20 protein-coding genes are annotated in these 17,666 nt (G+C 39.7%); 15 read left to right on the top strand and 5 right to left on the bottom strand.

Features of this window, described 5'->3' with window-relative positions:
* Positions 1–293 precede the first annotated feature (293 nt).
* Together JUI58_RS21310 and JUI58_RS21305 are read right to left on the bottom strand one after the other, a co-directional pair.
* Positions 294–1,208 carry a BadF/BadG/BcrA/BcrD ATPase family protein gene (locus JUI58_RS21310; RefSeq protein WP_204105829.1) on the bottom strand — a complete coding sequence of 305 codons (915 nt, stop codon included), beginning with the start codon at positions 1,206–1,208 and terminating at the stop codon, positions 294–296.
* 470 nt (positions 1,209–1,678) lie between these two features.
* On the bottom strand, positions 1,679–1,966 hold the full coding sequence (locus JUI58_RS21305; protein WP_204105828.1) for a hypothetical protein: 288 nt from the start codon (positions 1,964–1,966) through the stop codon (positions 1,679–1,681).
* A 64-nt stretch (positions 1,967–2,030) separates the two neighbouring features.
* Here JUI58_RS21305 and JUI58_RS21300 point away from each other — a divergent pair, with 64 nt between their 5' ends.
* The 14 genes from JUI58_RS21300 to cbiM all read left to right on the top strand — a co-directional run bounded on the left by JUI58_RS21300 (position 2,031) and on the right by cbiM (position 14,667).
* Positions 2,031–3,704, top strand: coding sequence for a hypothetical protein (locus JUI58_RS21300; protein WP_204105827.1), 1,674 nt, complete (start codon positions 2,031–2,033; stop codon positions 3,702–3,704).
* Positions 3,701–4,624: a transketolase C-terminal domain-containing protein gene (locus tag JUI58_RS21295; protein WP_204105826.1), complete on the top strand. Its 924-nt coding sequence runs from the start codon at positions 3,701–3,703 to the stop codon at positions 4,622–4,624. Before JUI58_RS21300 ends, JUI58_RS21295 begins: the two co-directional genes overlap by 4 nt.
* A 78-nt stretch (positions 4,625–4,702) precedes the next feature.
* Complete coding sequence (locus JUI58_RS21290) at positions 4,703–5,272, top strand: Uma2 family endonuclease (protein WP_204105825.1); 570 nt, start codon at positions 4,703–4,705, stop codon at positions 5,270–5,272.
* A 16-nt stretch (positions 5,273–5,288) separates the two neighbouring features.
* Positions 5,289–5,918, top strand: a complete 630-nt coding sequence (locus JUI58_RS21285) for a restriction endonuclease subunit R (RefSeq protein ID WP_204105824.1) — start codon at positions 5,289–5,291, stop codon at positions 5,916–5,918.
* An 18-nt stretch (positions 5,919–5,936) separates the two neighbouring features.
* Positions 5,937–6,638: a glycosyltransferase gene (locus JUI58_RS21280; protein WP_204105823.1), complete on the top strand. Its 702-nt coding sequence runs from the start codon at positions 5,937–5,939 to the stop codon at positions 6,636–6,638.
* Complete coding sequence (locus JUI58_RS21275) at positions 6,635–7,816, top strand: DUF4915 domain-containing protein (protein ID WP_204105822.1); 1,182 nt, start codon at positions 6,635–6,637, stop codon at positions 7,814–7,816. Before JUI58_RS21280 ends, JUI58_RS21275 begins: the two co-directional genes overlap by 4 nt.
* A gap of 48 nt (positions 7,817–7,864) precedes the next feature.
* Positions 7,865–8,788: a sulfotransferase gene (locus JUI58_RS21270; protein ID WP_204105821.1), complete on the top strand. Its 924-nt coding sequence runs from the start codon at positions 7,865–7,867 to the stop codon at positions 8,786–8,788.
* Between the two features lie 71 nt (positions 8,789–8,859).
* Positions 8,860–10,308: a hypothetical protein gene (locus JUI58_RS21265; RefSeq protein ID WP_204105820.1), complete on the top strand. Its 1,449-nt coding sequence runs from the start codon at positions 8,860–8,862 to the stop codon at positions 10,306–10,308.
* A gap of 61 nt (positions 10,309–10,369) precedes the next feature.
* The gene (locus tag JUI58_RS21260) at positions 10,370–10,747 is read left to right on the top strand and encodes a hypothetical protein (protein WP_204105819.1); all 378 of its coding nucleotides are present in this window, start codon (positions 10,370–10,372) and stop codon (positions 10,745–10,747) included.
* A 54-nt stretch (positions 10,748–10,801) separates the two neighbouring features.
* On the top strand, positions 10,802–11,737 hold the full coding sequence (locus JUI58_RS21255; RefSeq protein WP_204105818.1) for an NAD-dependent epimerase/dehydratase family protein: 936 nt from the start codon (positions 10,802–10,804) through the stop codon (positions 11,735–11,737).
* 3 nt (positions 11,738–11,740) lie between these two features.
* A complete protein-coding gene (locus JUI58_RS21250) occupies positions 11,741–12,532 on the top strand; it encodes a transketolase (RefSeq protein WP_204105817.1) in 792 nt (263 codons plus the stop codon).
* 131 nt (positions 12,533–12,663) lie between these two features.
* Complete coding sequence (locus JUI58_RS21245; protein WP_204105816.1) at positions 12,664–13,530, top strand: hypothetical protein; 867 nt, start codon at positions 12,664–12,666, stop codon at positions 13,528–13,530.
* Between the two features lie 32 nt (positions 13,531–13,562).
* Complete coding sequence (locus JUI58_RS21240; RefSeq protein ID WP_204105815.1) at positions 13,563–14,036, top strand: carboxypeptidase-like regulatory domain-containing protein; 474 nt, start codon at positions 13,563–13,565, stop codon at positions 14,034–14,036.
* The gene (gene cbiM / locus JUI58_RS21235; RefSeq protein WP_204105814.1) at positions 14,023–14,667 is read left to right on the top strand and encodes a cobalt transporter CbiM; all 645 of its coding nucleotides are present in this window, start codon (positions 14,023–14,025) and stop codon (positions 14,665–14,667) included. Before JUI58_RS21240 ends, cbiM begins: the two co-directional genes overlap by 14 nt.
* Before the next feature lie 113 nt (positions 14,668–14,780).
* On the opposite strand, the gene JUI58_RS21230 is transcribed toward cbiM, so the two are convergent.
* On the bottom strand, positions 14,781–15,143 hold the full coding sequence (locus JUI58_RS21230; protein WP_204105813.1) for a hypothetical protein: 363 nt from the start codon (positions 15,141–15,143) through the stop codon (positions 14,781–14,783).
* Between the two features lie 51 nt (positions 15,144–15,194).
* On the opposite strand from JUI58_RS21230, the gene JUI58_RS21225 reads away from it, so the two are divergent.
* Positions 15,195–15,470, top strand: coding sequence for a DUF6439 family protein (locus tag JUI58_RS21225; RefSeq protein WP_204105812.1), 276 nt, complete (start codon positions 15,195–15,197; stop codon positions 15,468–15,470).
* A gap of 25 nt (positions 15,471–15,495) precedes the next feature.
* On the opposite strand, the gene JUI58_RS21220 is transcribed toward JUI58_RS21225, so the two are convergent.
* Positions 15,496–15,939, bottom strand: a complete 444-nt coding sequence (locus tag JUI58_RS21220; RefSeq protein ID WP_204105811.1) for an anti-sigma regulatory factor — start codon at positions 15,937–15,939, stop codon at positions 15,496–15,498.
* Between the two features lie 344 nt (positions 15,940–16,283).
* Entirely contained in the window at positions 16,284–17,660 is a 1,377-nt protein-coding gene (gene rlmD / locus JUI58_RS21215; RefSeq protein ID WP_204105810.1) for a 23S rRNA (uracil(1939)-C(5))-methyltransferase RlmD, read from the bottom strand.
* Positions 17,661–17,666: the final 6 nt, after the last annotated feature.

The raw sequence follows: 17,666 nt of genomic DNA, 5'->3' as shown, positions 1-17,666 counted from the left end.
GGGCTGTCTCTTATTTGCCAATCTTATATAGCGCGATCGGCGTTATTGAATTGTCTTAGATATAACAAAACATCGTGAGGATTTTGTGAAGAAAGAAAACTTATCGAGAAAATTCTTTTAAACCAACGGGTAAACCAATTCCCCTTAACCAACAAACCCCAGAATTTGCATTCCGGGGGCTGTCTCTTATTTGCCGATCTTATATAGTGCGATCAACGTTATTGAATTGTCTTAGGTATAACAAAACATCGTGAGGATTTTGTGAAGAAAGAAAACTTATCGAGAAAATTCTTTTAAACCAACTGACGAAGACGCAAAACCGCCCCTTTTGCCGCATTGTACTGTGGGGGAACCAGGCGCGATCGCAAGTTTTCCCCCAATCTCGGTTCAATAAAAGGGGCTAAACCCCCCAACAAAGCACAAGGAAGAGGTTGACTCGTTTTTGCCGCTAATGCTTCGCCAATGCGATCGATATCCCTTGCAGCCTGTTGCAGCAATTCCACTGCGAGGGGAGTTTCGGCGATCGCCTGTTTGACAACAATAGGGGCAAGTTCAGCAAATTGCGTAGATTTTGCCTGGTTAACCCAAATAATAAACTGAGTCCAATCATCCTGAAAATGCGCCAAAACTGCTTCAATTAAGGGAGAATTATCTCCACGTCCATCTTGCCAGTGTAAGGTTGCCCGGACTGCTTCCAACCCCAACCAAGCACCGCTACCCTCATCTCCTTGAGGAAAACCCCAACCACTCACCCGCGAAACTTTTCCCGCGTCAATTTGATAAGCGACAACCCCTGTCCCAATGGCAATAACCGCCCCATCTTTGCCCCCATGCGCCCCCACACAGGAGATATAGCCATCAGACTCAAGAACCAACTTGCGAAAAGGATGGGGTTGGGCAAGAAATTCCTCACAAGCAGAAGGTACCTGAGTCCCCGCTAACCCAGCACAACAAAAGAAATTGCCTGCGCGGGCATTTAAGATAATTCCCGTGGGTAGAAGGGCTTGTTCGAGGGCAGTGTGAATCGATGTCCATGTATTCTCTACCGAGAGACGAATATTAGAGGTGCCGCTTTTGCCTTCTCCTAAAAGATTGCCGTTTTCGTCCTCAACGCGGACAATAGTTTTTGTTGCACCACCGTCAACACCGATAAAAAAATTGGGGAGTTTGGCATTTTCCATAAGGCGATCGGGAAATAAAAATAGCATTTGTATTATGCTATATTGTCCTGAGTCTAAAAACTGACATAAAAAAATATTTTCATGTTATGCTTTTTTGGTCAATCCTTTAAATAATTACTTTTGTTCTCAAAAGGTATTACAAAAACAATGCAATTCAAATACGGGAATCAAAAATCGAAAAAGAATAGTTTTACTCATGTAAAGCTATTCTTTTTTATTCTAGCAATACTGCCTATTATAAGAATTTTTCATGTCATTGCGACAACTGGTGCAAATAATCCTTCTAATCACGTCACTGAATACATTTCCTTTATCGATCGCGTCTTGACCAATCAATACAATTGGAGCAATTTATTTCAGGACAGTTTTTGGGCAGGCGGCCATCTATACATTACTCATTTTTTATCCAGAATATTTATTGTCTCGATCAGTGAATGGAATATTTATTGGGAGCTTTATACAGGACTATTTTTAGTAGTATCGTTTGCCATTTTAATTTATAAAGCAATAACCTTTAATCTACCTGATTCTTGGAAAAATGGACTTCTCCTCTTATTTTTAAGTAGTTTTCTTTTTTCGCCAATGACTATAGATATATTTACTTCTGACGATATTTCTATTCCCGTTGGTGCAACACTATTTGGACTAGGATTGGGGATTTGGGGCATAACTAGATTTGCGAATAGTTGGTTAGGTGTAATAGTTGGTGCTATTGGTGCAATAATTTCAGCATGGTCTTGGGGAGCAGGTCTAATCTGCTTTCCAACTTTTTTATTAGGACTCATAACACTAAATTATAATAAACTAAAATATTATCTTTTGTCGTTATTTTTTACTATTATTGGCATAATGCCTTATGCTTACTTTATCTTAATCGAGTCTAAAAATTCTACAAAAGAATTCATGTTTCTGAATGCTATTGTTTTTATCAAAGCAATAGGCTATCCCTTTACAAATGGAGAACAGTTAATTGAAATTGGTATTTTAGCTGTCTCAATTACTGGTATTATTTTCTTGGGTGTTAAATTATTTTTAATTAACCAACAAGGTTTATGGAAAGCGGCAACTCCATCATTAATGTTAGTGAACTTTGGGCTATTTAATTCTTGGCAAATTAGTAGTGTTCGCAATGGATTAGTTTCATGGTATTCTCCCACTTTAATAACCTTTTGGTTAGGGTTTATTGGTTTAACCTACTGCTTGTATAATCAAGATAGTACGATTGTGAAGATCGATCGTTTTAAAAAACAATGGATATTCTTGACCTTGGCAATATTAACATTTCTATATGCCATTTCAGGACTAACAACCATAGAAGATAAAGGTTCTTGGCTTTATGCTATAACTCCAGTATCAGCATCCTGTTTGCGACAATATCAAAGTTCTCCAACCTATTGCGAACACTATCCTTTTAGTATGTTTGGACGAGGAGATTTTGAGAGAATGCAAAGCATCGCAGAACCTTTACATCGCCATCGTTTAACAGTATTTTCACATCGGCAAACTCGAACCTTACAAGGAGATTTTGTTTTAAATACGGTACAGATCGAACGATTTCAAGATTCTCAACCTGTTTACTGGAGTTCTAATCGCGGAAAAAATCCTCTTCCTTTTTCCGATTACCGACATCTCAATGCTATCATTCCTACAGGGAATATTATTACTTGGAAAATAACTATTCCTCCCACTACTCAATCGGCAATTTTAAAAACAGCGATCGCACCAGGTCAAAATAACAAATCTCATGCTCTTGATGCTACTCTTTCCTTAAAAGATGAGAGAGGACAAACTATTCCCTTATTCTCCCAATCTTTAGCCAATTTCCGTTGGATACCCATACAAATTCCTCTAAGCGAATATGCAGGACAAACGATTATCTTACAGTTTAGTATCCAATCTGATTTACCCGAGCAGGTAGGAGTTTTTCGTTATCCTCAGATTAAACTACTTTTGGATCGATCTAAAACAGCTAAAACCCCTTTTATTGCTCCAGTTATTGCTCCATCTAATACTGACTTGAATCCTCAATTTATCTCTACCCATGCCAATGATTTCCAGTTTCCTATCCCACAAACCCGACTTGGAAAACTTTCTAATTTAAACCTTTTTCCAGAAAATGAATCAATAGTGACCCATATTTCAGAAGAACAACCCGGAAGTTGGGAATATGATTTAAAAGTTCCACTCCCCTTAATCAACTATAGTCATTTTTACTTCTGTATTGCGGCTTCGGAAACCATTCAACCGCGAATGAGCAGTATTAGCTATCGACTTTCCGGACAATTAGACTTTCCACACAAACAAGTTATTCATGTTCCCTTAATGCCAGATGAGGCAGAACATTGTTATAGTTACGATCTTAAACTTCTAGAACGCGATCGGGTAGAAAAACTAACAGCCTTGCGTTTTGAGCCAATTAATTTGCATAATAACGAATCTACCTCTCCCGATCGCAATACACAGAATTGGATTAAAATAAAACAGTTTCGTCTCGTTAAGGAACACTTGCAATCATCGCCATGAGAAAAACCTTTATTAACACCCTTGTCGAATTAGCAGAAAGCGATCGCCGCATTGTCTTATTAACTGGCGATCTCGGTTATACAGTTATTGAACCGTTTGCGGAGAAATTCCCCGATCGCTTTTTTAATGTTGGAGTCGCGGAACAGAATATGGTGGGGTTGGCGACGGGTTTAGCAGAAGCGGGTTTTATTCCTTTTCTCTATTCTATCGCCACGTTTGCCGTTTTGCGACCTTATGAGTTTATTCGTAATGGTGCCATTTTACATCAGTTTCCCGTGAGAATTTTGGGTATTGGCGGCGGTTTTGAATACGGTCATGCGGGGACGACTCACCATGCTTTAGAAGATGTGGGAGTGATGCGAATTCAGCCTGGTATAACAACAATTGTTCCCGCAGATTATCAACAAGCGCGATCGGCTTTATTGCAAACTTGGGATTTACCGGAACCTATTTATTTTCGCTTAGGGAAAGATGATATTAATACAATTGCAGGATTAAATGGCAATTTTGTTTTAGGACAAACTCAATTAATTGGTGAGGGGACAGATTTTTTGTTTATTACGATGGGCAATATTACTCGAGAAGTGAGTCAAGCAATGGAAACGTTACAAGATGAAGGAATTTCCAGTCAAGTGATGATCGTTTCGAGTTTTAATCCTTCTCCAGTAGAAGACCTTGTGAAGATATTACCGAGGTTTAAAGTTGCGATCGCAGTAGAAGAACATTATATTACTGGCGGTTTGGGTTCTTTTGTAGCGGAAGTAATAGCTGAAGAAAAATTAAACTGTCGCTTACTTCGTTGTGGAATCAAAAATAAACCCACTAGCATATCGGGAAATCGAAATTATTTACTTTCTTTACATAGATTATCTGTAGAATATCTCGTGCAAAGTGCAAAAATAGCACTTCAGAAAAGATAAATAAAATTAACGTAAATCAATAGCTTGATGATATAATTATGATATAATACAGGGTATTATTGAACTCAAGTATTAGTGATGAATACCTTAACATTAAACTTGGAAGCCGTTCGCCTATCCGACGAGCAATTTTATCACATCTGTCAAAATAACCGCGAACTAAACTTTGAACGAACAGCTAAAGGAGAATTAATTATTATGTCACCAGTTGGCGGAGAAAGTGGCAATCGAGAGTCCAATTTAATTGCCGATTTAGTGATCTGGAATCGTCAAACCAATCTCGGTTACACCTTTAGTTCTTCAACAATATTCAAATTACCCAATGGTTCAGATCGTTCTCCTGATGCTGCGTGGGTTGAGAAAGAACGTTGGGAAGCACTCACTCCCGAACAAAGACGCAAATTTCCTCCTATTGCTCCCGATTTTATCATTGAATTAAGATCGGCAACCGATAGTTTAGAATTATTGCGATCGAAGATGCAAGAATACATAGATTCAGGGGTAAAATTAGGATGGTTAATCAATCCCCAACAACAGCAAGTCGAAATTTATTGCCAAGGAAAAGAACAAGAAATTAAAAATCTTTCTGCAATATTATCAGGGGAGAATGTGCTACCCGGATTTAGTTTGAATTTATCCCAATATTAAAAAGGAGAAATTTAAAATGGTACAAACTATTCAAGCTCAAAATGTCGATATGCGCTATGCGATCGATAATTTTGGTATTCATTTCAATAGAGATGAGAATTTCTTCCGAGAATGGCAAGAAAACCTTCCTGAGATTACCAACTTACAGAAGCAACTTCTCGACCAAGTACAGGAGGGATATTTTAATTTACTGGAATATCCTCCCATGTTAGAAGGTGTGGTGAAAATGGCAATTTTAGATCCAATTTTGTTTATTGGAGGGTTTTTTCTCGATCCATTTTATGTAAAATCAGAAAAATCAATTGATATTGCGATTGAAGATGAAGATGTTCTAGTGCGAGGACGCATTGATAGTTTAGTGCTAAAAGAACGATTTTGGGTTATGGTGATTGAATCGAAAAAATTTGCTTTTTCAACAGAGGAAGGTTTACCACAATTGCTGGTTTATATGCTGGCAAATCCCCATCCAGAAAAACCGACTTATGGTATGGTGACAACGGGAGGGAGCTTTTTATTTGTCAAATTATTGAAAACTAATGTACCGCAATATGCAACATCTCGATTATTTGGAATCCGAAATTCTGGGGATTTATATGAAGTTTTGCGAATTTTAAAGAGATTAACCCAAATTATAACGATTGCTTAATTCACCTGCTAATTATTAATGGATAAAATATTAATTTCAATTATTCTTCCTGTTTATAATCAAGCCGATCATATTGGCGCGATCGTGCAAGAATATGAAGAAGCATTAGAGAAAATTCAACACCCTCACGAACTCATTTTAGTGGTGAATAATTGCCGCGATCGCTCCTTGGAAGTTTGTCAAGCATTAGCTAAAGAATATCCATCGGTTCGCATTGTTTACAGTAAAGAAGGGGGTTGGGGACTGGCAGTAAAATTAGGAATTACTGCGGCTAAAGGGGATTTAATTTGTTATACTAATTCTGCCAGAACCAGCGCTAAAGACTTGACATTATTATTATTATATGCAGTAGTTTATCCTCAAGTTATTATTAAAGCCAATCGTAAAATACGCGATAATTGGTTTCGTCGTTTGGGGTCGTTATTGTATAACTTAGAATGTCGTACTTTGTTCGATCTTTCTTATTGGGATATTAACGGAACTCCAAAAATATTTCCCCGACAGTGCGATCGCCTACTCCAATTAACTCGCGATGACGATTTAATTGACGCAGAATTTAATATTATTTGTCGCCAAGAAGGTTATCCTGTCCTAGAAGTACCGATTTTTTCAACTTCTCGTCATAGCGGGCGATCGACGACCAATTTAAAGTCTGCATTTAAGTTATATTGGGGGGCATGGCAAATTTGGCAACAGAAAAAAGGGAAGAAAGAAAGATGAAAAAACAAACTATAGAATTAGCCGAAATTTGGGAACAGCATCATCAAGAATGGCGAGATCATAAGCAAATTACCTCTCAATGGCAAGAAGCTAATGAAACCGATCCCAAACTATTAGAATATGAAGCGAGAGGCGATTGGTGGGATGTTTTAGAACGGTGCAGTATTACCCTATTAATAACGCGAGAATATGAGCATTTATTAATGGGAATGCAAGTAAAAGCAGGAAAACCAAGGATTACTTATACTAGAATGCCTCATCCTTCCGGTTTAACCGTCGATCGCGATCGCGGTATTGTTCATATTGCCAGTACCCGCAATCCTAACCAAATCTATGATTTAATGCCCGTTAGGGATACAATTTCTCGGTTGGATATACCCGAAGAAAAACGAGAAGATCGCCCTCTAATTCCCGTGCGATCGCGTTTTTATCCTGGATGTTTATACATTCACGATTTGGCAATCATTGGGGGAAATTTATATGCCAATGCCGTCGGACAGAATGCGATCGCCTTACTCAAAAATGATGGCACGTATCGGCGCGTTTGGCATCCTCATTGTATTGAAAAAGAGGGAGAACCCATATTCGGACAAAATCATATTCAACTAAACTCTATCGCTGTCGGAGAAACCCTCGAAACTTCCTATTTTTCTGCCTCTTGTGCAGAAGTTTCTACATTACGTCCAGGACATCCAGATTTTCCCGTTGATGGACGAGGAGTTATCTTTTCAGGTAAAACTAGAGAACCCATTGTACGGGGTTTAACACGCCCTCATTCCGCCAGATTATGCAAGAATAAACTTTGGGTAGATAATAGTGGCTATGGAGAATTAGGCATTGTAGAAGATGGTAAATTTGCTCCTATTTCCACCTTACCTGGATGGACGAGAGGACTATGTTTTTATGAGAATATTGCCTTTGTGGGAACATCTCGCGTTATTCCTCGCTTTCGTCAATATGCCCCTGGTTTGGACGTGGAAAAAAGTATTTGCAGTTTGCACGCTGTCGATGTACGATCGGGAAACATTTTAGGCAGTTTAATTTTCCCTTATGGTAATCAAATTTTCGCCCTTGACTGGGTAAACTGTCAGTTTAGTTCCGGGTTTCCTTTCCTGGTTGGAGAGGACTGCGATCGCGATCGCGATACCCGTTTATTTTATTCCTTTATCACCGATTAAAACTGCCCCATTACCCATTACCCATTACCCATTACCCATTACCAAAAAATGCAAGATTTCAAATTTTTAATGTTAGGCGCAATGTACGAAAATGGTGGTAATACAACCCACCGTTTTCTCGATGGACACCCGCAAATGTTTGTCTATCCCTTTGAGTCGCAAATTGGCACAAAATTGGTTAGCGATCGCATGAGTTCTATTTTTCCCGTTAAATATCGCTACCCTGTTTTTTCTCTCGATGCAACATCCTATCAAGATTATAAGGCAATTATTGATGAAGAAGGAAAAGTCAGAGCCAGAACGCCCCACGTGAGCAAATTTCGTCATATAGAGTTTGATTTTAACGACGATGAACGCTGCGAAATTTATCAGAAGTATATCGCAGAAACTGGGCGATCGCGTGCCAATAATGTCGCCGCTTTCTTTAAATCTACTTTTGATGCTTGGAAAGATTATAACCGCACAGGAAAAGAGCAGTTTTATGTAGGATATAGTCCTATTTTTGTTGTTGATGCACCGAAGATTTTAGAAGACTTTCCTAATGCCCATGTTCTTCATGTTGTCCGCAATCCTTGGTCTGCTTATGCCGATACGAAAAAACGACCCGTCCCCCATTCTTTGGCTGATTATATGTTAGGATGGACGCTGAATCAATATTATGCTTTGTTGTATCAAGAAAAGTACCGCGATCGCCTGCATATTGTTCGGGCAGAAGATGTTATGCAAGACCCTTATAATACCTTGGGAAAAGTTTGTGAAAAATTGGGATTAGAACGGGCAGATTCCTTAAAAATACCGAGTTGGAATGGTAAACCTTTAGAGGAAGTTTATCCTTGGGGAACCATTCGCAAAGCGACCCCAGAAGCGAACTTAGCCACAGCGAAAGAATTATCAACTGAAGAAATAGAAGAAATTCGCTTGCGAACTCGGCAATATTTGGAGGTGTTTAACTATCACGATTTTCTCGGTTAAAATTAGTTAAAATTAGTTAAGATATCGATCGTCCCTGCACAAACTACCATTCCCTCTAATCAAGAGAAAAAATGGACAAAAAAAAGGTTGAAAATACTTATCTCCAACAAGTTCTTGAAGAACAGGAAGAGGTCGATCGCCAACTTAAAAAAAGTCGTCCTCGATCCCAAGCATCCATTTCTGTACCGAAAGCCGTGGCCGCAGGTGCAGCCGTTCGACAAATGCCCGTACCTCGAGAAGATAAACATAGGGCTGTAGATTATCGAATTGTTGGTTTTTGGTGGTGGAAAAGCGTTATTGTTCCTCCCAATGTTTATGTCGTTCACACCCGCAGGGGACGCGATCGCCCTGTTCATATTGGAAGAGGGATTTCTTTTCGTTTTAATCCTTTAAGCGATGCTTTTTTAGTGATTCCTTCTGCCGTTCAAACTATTCTAATTAATGCCAGATGTATTTGTTTAGAACGGCAAGGAATTTTAGTACAGGCTTATGTTCAATGGATTATTGAAGATATCGACACCGCTTACTGGAAATTAGATTTTTCCGATCCCGAAGACCCAATGGGAATTGTTAACGTACAACTACGAGAACAAGCAGAAGCCGCGATTAAAGATAAAGTTGCCACCTTAAGTATCGATGAGATTCTCAGCGATAAACAACCGATTATTGAAGAATTAACCTATCGCTTGCGAACCGTTGCAGAAGGAAGTAATGAAACCGAAAATTCACAAGGATTGGGTTTAAAAATTGTCACCGTGCAAATCAAAGAAGCTATTGTTAGTTCTACCCAATTGTGGGAAAATTTACAAGCACCTTTTCGGGCAGATCGAGATAAACTGGCACGTTTAGCGGAACTAGAAAATGCTGGAGAAATTGGCGATCGCGAACGACAAGATCGACTCGCAAGCCAAACCGCAGAATTAAATGTGCAAAGTCAATTAGAACAATTACAAGCAACAAAAGAACGAGCAAAATACGATCGCGAATATACCGAAGAAAATCGCCGTCAACAACTTGCAGAAAATGCTTCCCGTCAGCAGATTACTGAAGAAAATACCACCGCACGAGTTCGCAATGAAGCACAATTAGAACTCGCCCTACAAGGGTTAGAATTAGAGCAGCGTCGCTTAACAGCAGAAATTGAAAATGTGCGCCAACAAATGCAATTAGAAGCAATTCAAGCACAACAAACCCGCGCTACTGTCTCTACCGAATTAGAAATAGCTCAAATGCGTCACCTTGACAATATTGCCGAAACAGAACGAGAATTAGCTTTAGAACAACAACGACGTAATATTGAAAACGATCTTTCTGAAGCGAATATTCAAGCACAACTGATTGCTAAATTACCAGAAATTGCCGAAAATCTTCCCGCCCCACAAGAACAAAAAACAACAATTATTACCACAGATGGACAAGAAACAGCAGCCAATTCACTGTTAAGTTTTTTAGCGACTGCCTTCAGTTTGGGGCAGAATTTCTTTCAGCAGCAAACTTCAGAAAGAAAAGAATCGGAATAGCGATCGCTTATTGAGTAAAATAATGTAAAATCAACATAATCATTAAATTTGAGGGAATTACATGAATAACAAATTAAAATTTATTTCTGTGGCTTTTGCTTTATCAATGGGACTCACAACGGTTCTTATGAAACCGAGTTTTGCTGATTCTACTGCTGATTTACTCTTTATTTTCCAATGTGGTGAATATGAGATTGAAATTTGGCAATCTCGTTTTTTCAATACTTATCTTTATCGATCGCAAAGTCCCAAAGGAAATTTAAGTTTAGATGATGGTTTGGTGCAAAACCAAGAAGGAATTGCTGTTTATAAATTTATCAATGGAAATTATCAATATGTGGTGTGGGGTGCAACATTAGATGATCCCAATACTGGCGTATTGGAGGTGTATCATCGCAATCGGCAAATTCTGCAAAGAACTTGTCAGAAAAAATTATAAATAAGTCAAGAAAAGTATCTTGAAATTGTCCTGCAAAAGTATTAAATTATAATAATGAGTAAAATTCTAATTACTGGTGGAACAGGTTTTGTCGGAGCAAATTTAACAAGGAGACTCCTAAAACAAGGACATGAAATTCATCTTTTTGTCCGTCCTAATTATCAATCTTGGCGCATCCAAGATATCAAAACCGATCTCCGACTTCATACCGTAAATTTAGAAGATGAAGATGCTTTAATACAGCGTGTCGATCGCATCAAACCCGATCGCATTTTTCATTTAGCCGTACATGGTGCCTATTCTTCTCAAAATAATCTTCAAGAAATTATCAACACGAATATCATCGGTACAGTTAATCTTTTACAAGCCTGTATAAGAACAGATTTTGAGGTATTTGTCAATACTGGATCGTCCTCAGAATACGGTTATAAGGACTATCCTCCCACGGAAACTGAATGGTTAGAACCCAACAGTTATTACGCCATAACTAAAGCCTCAGCGACCTTATTTTGTCGCTACATTGCCCAAAATCAAAACCTTCGTATTCCCACCTTGCGCCTCTATTCTGTTTATGGTGCTTATGAAGAACCGACTCGCTTAATGCCAACATTAATCGCACAAGGTTTAAAAGGAGAATTACCCCCATTAGTTAATCCTAAAATTGCTCGCGATTATGTGTATATTGATGATGTTATTGAAGCATATTTATTAGCGGCGATGATGGATACTGGTGAATTAGGTGCAGTCTATAATGTGGGAACGGGAAAACAAACAACCCTACAAGATGTCATAGAAATAGCCCGTAAAGTTCTCAAAATTAAGGCAAAACCAGAATGGGGATCGATGCCCAATCGCCAATGGGATACTAATGTTTGGGTGGCAGATAATCGTAAGATTCAATCTGAATTGGGTTGGACTCCATACTATACCTTTGAAGAAGGGTTTAAAAAAATGGTAAATTGGTATAAACAGCAAAAAGAAGAGGAATAAACGATGAACGGAAATGCGATCGCAAAAATCATTCTCGAACAATCAAAACGCGCCCATGTAGGTCATATTGGGTCTGCCTTATCTATTGCCGATCTTGTTGCTGTATTATACGGAAATATTCTCAATATTCCCTCTCCCGATGATGGCGATCGCGATCGCTTTATTCTCTCCAAAGGTCATGCAGTTCTTGCCATTTATGCAGCATTATTTTTAAAAGGATGGATAAGCGAAGAACAATTGAATACTTATTGTGCTAACGGGAGTTTATTAGGAGTTCATCCCGAACATGAATTAACAGGAATTGACTTCTCTACCGGTTCTTTAGGACAGGGCTTATCTTTAGGAGTTGGTGCCGCATTAGCTGCAAAATTAGACAATTCTTCCCGACGTATCTTTGTTTTGATCAGCGATGCAGAGTGCAATGAAGGGTCGCTTTGGGAGGCAATAATGTTCGCCGCACATCATAAACTATCTAATTTAATTGCTATTATAGACCTCAATGGACAGCAAGCAATTGGTTATACCCAAGACGTTTTAAATCTTTCCCCAATGCGCGATCGCTGGCAAGCAATGGGATGGAATGTAAAAGAAATAAATGGACACGATCGCGCCGAAATTGTTCAAACAATAAACAATTTAGAAACAACTTCAGGAAAACCTCACGTTATCATTGCCAAAACAATTTTTGGTAAAGGTGTATCTTATATGGAAAATCAAATTAAATGGCATTATTTTCCCATGTCTGATGCAGAATATCAACAAGCATTGAATGAAATTGCTACATCGGTGAGTTAATTTACCCTTTCTCATTCCTAAACTTAAAATTAATCTGTAAATTTCTCCCTAAATACCCTCTAGGGGGATTGCATTGTATGAGCAAAACCAGAACAATAATAAAGAACCCATTACCCATTGGATATTCTGGAATGTTTGCTAAAAAATCTTTTATTTCGTTAGTTAGTTTAGTTTTCATAACTCCGATCGCCCTTTCTGGGTGTGCAAGTCCCGAGTCTTCTCAACCAGCAAATACCTCAGAAACAACTGTAGAAACTGCGGCGACAGATGAGACAGGAATATTAAAACTTGTCGCTAATGGCGAAGATTTTGTGCGTCAGGGTTTCATAACAAAAGATGGCTGGCAAATCACCTTTGATAATGTTTTTGTCACCTTAGCTGATGTAATCGCTTATCAAACCGATCCTCCTTACAATCCTGACTCAGATAAGGCGATCGCCAGCAAAACCAAAGTTTTTCTTTTAGAAGGTGACAAAATTATCGATCTTGCAGAAGGTGATATAAACGCAGATCCCCTTGTCATTACCGAAGTTAAAGCCCCTACTGGAATGTATAATGCCCTTGCTTGGAAAGTTGTTCAATCTGACAATGGAGAGAGTGAAGATCAAGCAATTTTGCTGAAAGGAAAAGCGGAAAAAGAGGGAAAAATCCTTGAATTTGCGATCGCTTTTGATAAAGAATTAAATTATTCTTGTGGTGAATTTGTCGGCGATGAACGTAAAGGAATTGTTAAGGATTCAGCAACCGCAGAAATGGAAACAACATTCCATTTCGATCATATTTTTGGCGATGCAGAAGCCCCTACCGATGATGCAATTAACACAGACTCGATTGGTTTCGATCCTTTTATTCCTTTCGCTAAAGATGGCAAAATTACCGTCGATCTCGCTACACTAAAAGAAAACCTCGATCCGGCAACTTACCAAACTTTAGAAAAGGCGATCGCGGGATTAGGCCATGTTGGTGAAGGACATTGTAAAAAGATGAATAATGACTAATCAAACCTAAAAATTAGCATTTCTGAAAATTTATGAAATATTGGCTTTTTTTATTAACAATAGCTGTATCGGGATCGGCTCTGCCTGCATTTTCTCACGGCACTGATCTAAAATATCGTCCTGTTGAAGCCATGCAAATTCAAGCGAATTATGATAGTGGTGAACCCCTGAAAAATGCTCGCGTCACTGTCTATTCGCCGCAGGATTCTGAAACCCCTTGGTTAACCGGAAATACTGATGAAAATGGTTACTTTTTATTCGTTCCCGATCGCTCTCTTGTGGGAAATTGGGATATTAAAGTTCGCCAGTCCGGTCATGGCAAAATTACAACAATTCCCATTAGCGATCGGACAGAATTAGTTAACACACCGCAACAATGGTCATCTCAAGGTGTTTATAGTCCCCTACAAAAAGCAGTCATGGCTATTATGGGAGTTTGGGGATTTATTGGCACTGCTCTTTATTTTTCTGGTAAAAAAAGGACGAAAACTAATGCACGTACCTGATGGTTTATTACCGAATATTGTTTGTTTAAGTGGCTATGGATTAATGGGAGGATTAACTTGGTATTCTCTACGTCAAATTCAGCGCGATAAAAATTCTACTGAAAATATACCAAAAGCCTCGTTACTTACAGCAGCTTTTTTTGTGGCTTCTTTGATTCATATTCCTATTCCTCCCACCAGCGTTCATTTAGTTCTCTGCGGTTTAATGGGCGCTATTTTAGGATATTATTCATTTCCTGCTATTCTTATTGGCCTCTTTTTTCAAGCAATTATGTTTCAACATGGAGGCTTATCGACTTTAGGAATAAATTCTCTTATTTTTGGACTACCTGCGATCGCATCGCATCATTTCTTTACTTTAGGTAAACCGCTAACCGGAGAAAATCCTGTGGGAAGAAAAATTCTCGCCTTTATAACTGGGTTTAGCGGGACAGCATTAGCGGCTTTATTATTTTCGGCGATCGTTGCTTTTAATATTCCTGCCGATCTCGATAGTCCCGTCGAACAAGCTGCAATTTTAGCTTTCCTGATCTCTCATCTCTTTTTAGCGGCGATCGAAGGGGCTTTTATGGTTATGGTGATTTCTTTCTTAGAACGAGTTAAACCCGAATTATTACACGGGAATGGGTAAAAGAAAATGCGATCGCTCGATCGCGTATAATTTAATCCATATAAATCAATCAATGTGATGAATTAAAACAATGGCTTCGCAACCAACTTTTCTAAAAATCAACAAGCACTGTTTTACTGAGAATTAATTACCGATCGCAAAAACAAACCCAGTAAAACCCCCAAACCTCCAAAGCGAACTGCCATCCAAAACGGTTCTTTCAATTGTCCCCAACGAAAAAGATGACTTTCTAAATTCAGTTCGAGTAATTCAATTTGAGTTGCTATTTCGGCAAGTTCTGGGTATAGAGGATGGCGTTTGCGGGGCTTGCGCTTTCCTCGGTTGAGTTCTCGCATTCTTTGCTGGAGTCTAGCTAATTCTTGGCGATCGCCTTTAACTTGACTATAACGCTGTCGCAACTTGGCTAAAGTTTCTTCAGCCTCAATGAGGGCATTTTCAAATTCTTGCTCAAATTGGCGTTCTTCCTCAGCAGACATCTTAAACTAGGTAGAAAGGACTATTTTATCTTTATCATTACCAAAAATCTCATGCCAGAAGTCATCACAACCAACAAAGCAGAACTTCTCCAAGACTTTTCTACCTTAGAACTCGCCCAAGCCCTTGCCGATCGCCTCGCTATTGCCCCTAACGACTGGCATCGCCTCAAAGCCAATCGTAAGGCACAAGCGGGTCAAAATGCGGCTGCGGCAATGGTTTTTCTCCTTAGCGATCGCAAAGAAGATGCGATCGTCAATCTCAAACAGGCAACTGCTTGGTTAGATCGCTCAATTTCTGCCCCACCTTGTCCAACTCACGGAAAATAAGCAAAATATAATCATTAAAAAAGAGTCAACGCCAGATAGTTTGTTCGCGTTTGACTCTTTTAGATAACCTCAATTGAGTCCCTTGCTGATTCCAATGAACTCGATCAAAAATCTGGTGCAGTAAACATAAACCTCGACCTCTTTCCGATTCTTCTGGAGGTAATAAATCTTCAGGCGCATTGGAACAGGAATAATTGGGTTTAAATCCTATTCCTTGATCGGTAATAATCCAAGTATAGAGATTATCTGTTACGGAAAACTGTACGGAAACTTGTTTACTGGGATCGAGATTGTTTCCATGTTTGGCCGCATTCACAAGCGCTTCTTGCAGTCCTAAGCGAATTTCTGGCCGCCACTGGTCCGGAATTTTTGCTAACAAAATATCCAGGACTGGACATAAATAAAGGGTAGAAGCGAAGCTCATCGTCGCCCAGCTTTCTTTCTTAACAGGCAGTGAAATAGAAATCACGAAAATTTACCTCTAGCTCATCTTTAAGGGAAAAAAATGCACCCTATTCCCCAAAATATTTACAATAAATCTCTTCTATTGAAATGTTGGGAAAATATGGCAAAGGCTTGTAATTATGTCATCAGTAGTAAATTCACAAGTAAATTATTGAAATTATTGGCTTCTAACTTTGAATTAGGAATCATTAGGAAATTGCAAGAATTAGCTCGTTTCCCAAGACTTGTTTATTATCTCAGATAATTTGATTCTTGCCTAATTATAGCAAAACAACTTGTAAGATGCTTGTTTGTACGAATTGACAAAATGCTTTTAATATGATATGTTGCCTGCTGATATCGAGTTGCTTAAGGGTGAATAGATTCGAGAAAAGCGACAGATTCAACATGAGCCGTCTGAGGGAAAAAATCGGCAGGTTGGAGATGATTCAAGCGATATCGTCCCGACTGACAAAGAATTTTTAAATCTCGGGCGAGGGTTGCGGGTTTACAACTGAGATAAACAATGCGGGAGGGCTGAAGGCGCACAAGGGCTTCGAGGACGGCGCGATCGCAGCCCTTACGAGGGGGATCGAGGAACACAATGTCAGGAATCTCTGACTGAAGGGGCAGCCAGTCTTCCACCGCAGCAACCTCAAAACGAACATTGGCGATCGCATTGAGGGACGCATTTTCCCGCGCTTGTTCCACGGATGCAGCTTGCACTTCAACCCCTACCACCTCTCGCACTCGTTGAGCAAAAGGCAAGCTAAAGGTGCCGATCCCGCAATAGGCATCGAGGAGGGTTTCCGAGCCGTTTAAATCGAGTCGTTGTAGGATGACTTCTAATATTGCTTCTGCGGCCTCTGTATTGACCTGAAAAAAGGTTTCTGGGCGCAAATGCAACTCCAGTCCAGCAAAGATTTCTCGGAGATAAGGCCGCCCTGCCAAACATTCCGTGCGATCGCCTAAAATCGCATTGGTGGGATGGGGATTGTAATTGAGACAGACTCCCACTAAATTAGGATACATTTGCATCCATCCTCGAGCGATATCCTCGCGATCGCGCAATTGTAAATCCGTCGTAACTAAAGTTAATAAAATTTCTCCCGTATGCCGTCCAATGCGTAAAGAAAGATGGCGCAATTGTCCCTGTTTGCGTTTTTCGTTGTAGATACTCCAACCTTGTACCTCAATATCCAGCTTGATTTCCGCGAGAAAAGGATTTAAACGGGCATCTTGGATCGGGCATTGATTGAGGTTGACAATGTGATGACTGCCTTTGCGGTAATATCCCGCTTGTACGCTCCCGACTTGAGAAGTTCCTAAAGGATAAGTCGCTTTATTACGATATGTTAAAAAATCCAACCCCGAGAGCAATGGAGCAACGGGAGGATCGACAAATTCGCCAATCCGTTGCAGCGCTTGTAGCAACAAATTGCGCTTGATTTCCTGTTGATACGCATCTTGAATGTGTTGCCACTGACAGCCCCCACATTTATCCGCCACAATACAGCGCGGGCGCAGGCGATGGGGAGAAGGGTGGAGGAGTTCAAGGAGCTTGCCATAAGCATATTGAGGCTTAACCCGCAGCAAACGGACCCTAACGCGATCGCCCGTCACCGTATCAGGAACAAAAACAGCGCGATCGTCCCATCGTCCCACTCCATCACCGCGATCGCTCACATCCACAATCTCGAATTCAATAATGTTGCCCTGTTGCCAATTTTCTGCTTGGTTTTTCATCTGCAC

Origin of the sequence: Spirulina sp. CCY15215, from assembly GCF_016888125.1 — a bacterium.
In the GTDB taxonomy this organism is placed as follows: domain Bacteria; phylum Cyanobacteriota; class Cyanobacteriia; order Cyanobacteriales; family Spirulinaceae; genus CCY15215.
This window is presented reverse-complemented; position numbering and strand designations above follow the sequence as displayed.

Excerpts from the sequence above, each read along its gene's own strand:
- JUI58_RS21310 (WP_204105829.1), bottom strand. The coding sequence starts at position 1,208 with ATGCTATTTTTATTTCCCGATCGCCTTATGGAAAATGCCAAACTCCCC.
- JUI58_RS21305 (WP_204105828.1), bottom strand. The coding sequence starts at position 1,966 with ATGAGTCCTAATAAAAAAGTTGGAAAGCAGATTAGACCTGCTCCCCAA.
- JUI58_RS21300 (WP_204105827.1), top strand. The coding sequence starts at position 2,031 with ATGCCTTATGCTTACTTTATCTTAATCGAGTCTAAAAATTCTACAAAA.
- JUI58_RS21295 (WP_204105826.1), top strand. The coding sequence starts at position 3,701 with ATGAGAAAAACCTTTATTAACACCCTTGTCGAATTAGCAGAAAGCGAT.
- JUI58_RS21290 (WP_204105825.1), top strand. The coding sequence starts at position 4,703 with ATGAATACCTTAACATTAAACTTGGAAGCCGTTCGCCTATCCGACGAG.
- JUI58_RS21285 (WP_204105824.1), top strand. The coding sequence starts at position 5,289 with ATGGTACAAACTATTCAAGCTCAAAATGTCGATATGCGCTATGCGATC.
- JUI58_RS21280 (WP_204105823.1), top strand. The coding sequence starts at position 5,937 with ATGGATAAAATATTAATTTCAATTATTCTTCCTGTTTATAATCAAGCC.
- JUI58_RS21275 (WP_204105822.1), top strand. The coding sequence starts at position 6,635 with ATGAAAAAACAAACTATAGAATTAGCCGAAATTTGGGAACAGCATCAT.
- JUI58_RS21270 (WP_204105821.1), top strand. The coding sequence starts at position 7,865 with ATGCAAGATTTCAAATTTTTAATGTTAGGCGCAATGTACGAAAATGGT.
- JUI58_RS21265 (WP_204105820.1), top strand. The coding sequence starts at position 8,860 with ATGGACAAAAAAAAGGTTGAAAATACTTATCTCCAACAAGTTCTTGAA.
- JUI58_RS21260 (WP_204105819.1), top strand. The coding sequence starts at position 10,370 with ATGAATAACAAATTAAAATTTATTTCTGTGGCTTTTGCTTTATCAATG.
- JUI58_RS21255 (WP_204105818.1), top strand. The coding sequence starts at position 10,802 with ATGAGTAAAATTCTAATTACTGGTGGAACAGGTTTTGTCGGAGCAAAT.
- JUI58_RS21250 (WP_204105817.1), top strand. The coding sequence starts at position 11,741 with ATGAACGGAAATGCGATCGCAAAAATCATTCTCGAACAATCAAAACGC.
- JUI58_RS21245 (WP_204105816.1), top strand. The coding sequence starts at position 12,664 with ATGTTTGCTAAAAAATCTTTTATTTCGTTAGTTAGTTTAGTTTTCATA.
- JUI58_RS21240 (WP_204105815.1), top strand. The coding sequence starts at position 13,563 with ATGAAATATTGGCTTTTTTTATTAACAATAGCTGTATCGGGATCGGCT.
- cbiM (WP_204105814.1), top strand. The coding sequence starts at position 14,023 with ATGCACGTACCTGATGGTTTATTACCGAATATTGTTTGTTTAAGTGGC.
- JUI58_RS21230 (WP_204105813.1), bottom strand. The coding sequence starts at position 15,143 with ATGTCTGCTGAGGAAGAACGCCAATTTGAGCAAGAATTTGAAAATGCC.
- JUI58_RS21225 (WP_204105812.1), top strand. The coding sequence starts at position 15,195 with ATGCCAGAAGTCATCACAACCAACAAAGCAGAACTTCTCCAAGACTTT.
- rlmD (WP_204105810.1), bottom strand. The coding sequence starts at position 17,660 with ATGAAAAACCAAGCAGAAAATTGGCAACAGGGCAACATTATTGAATTC.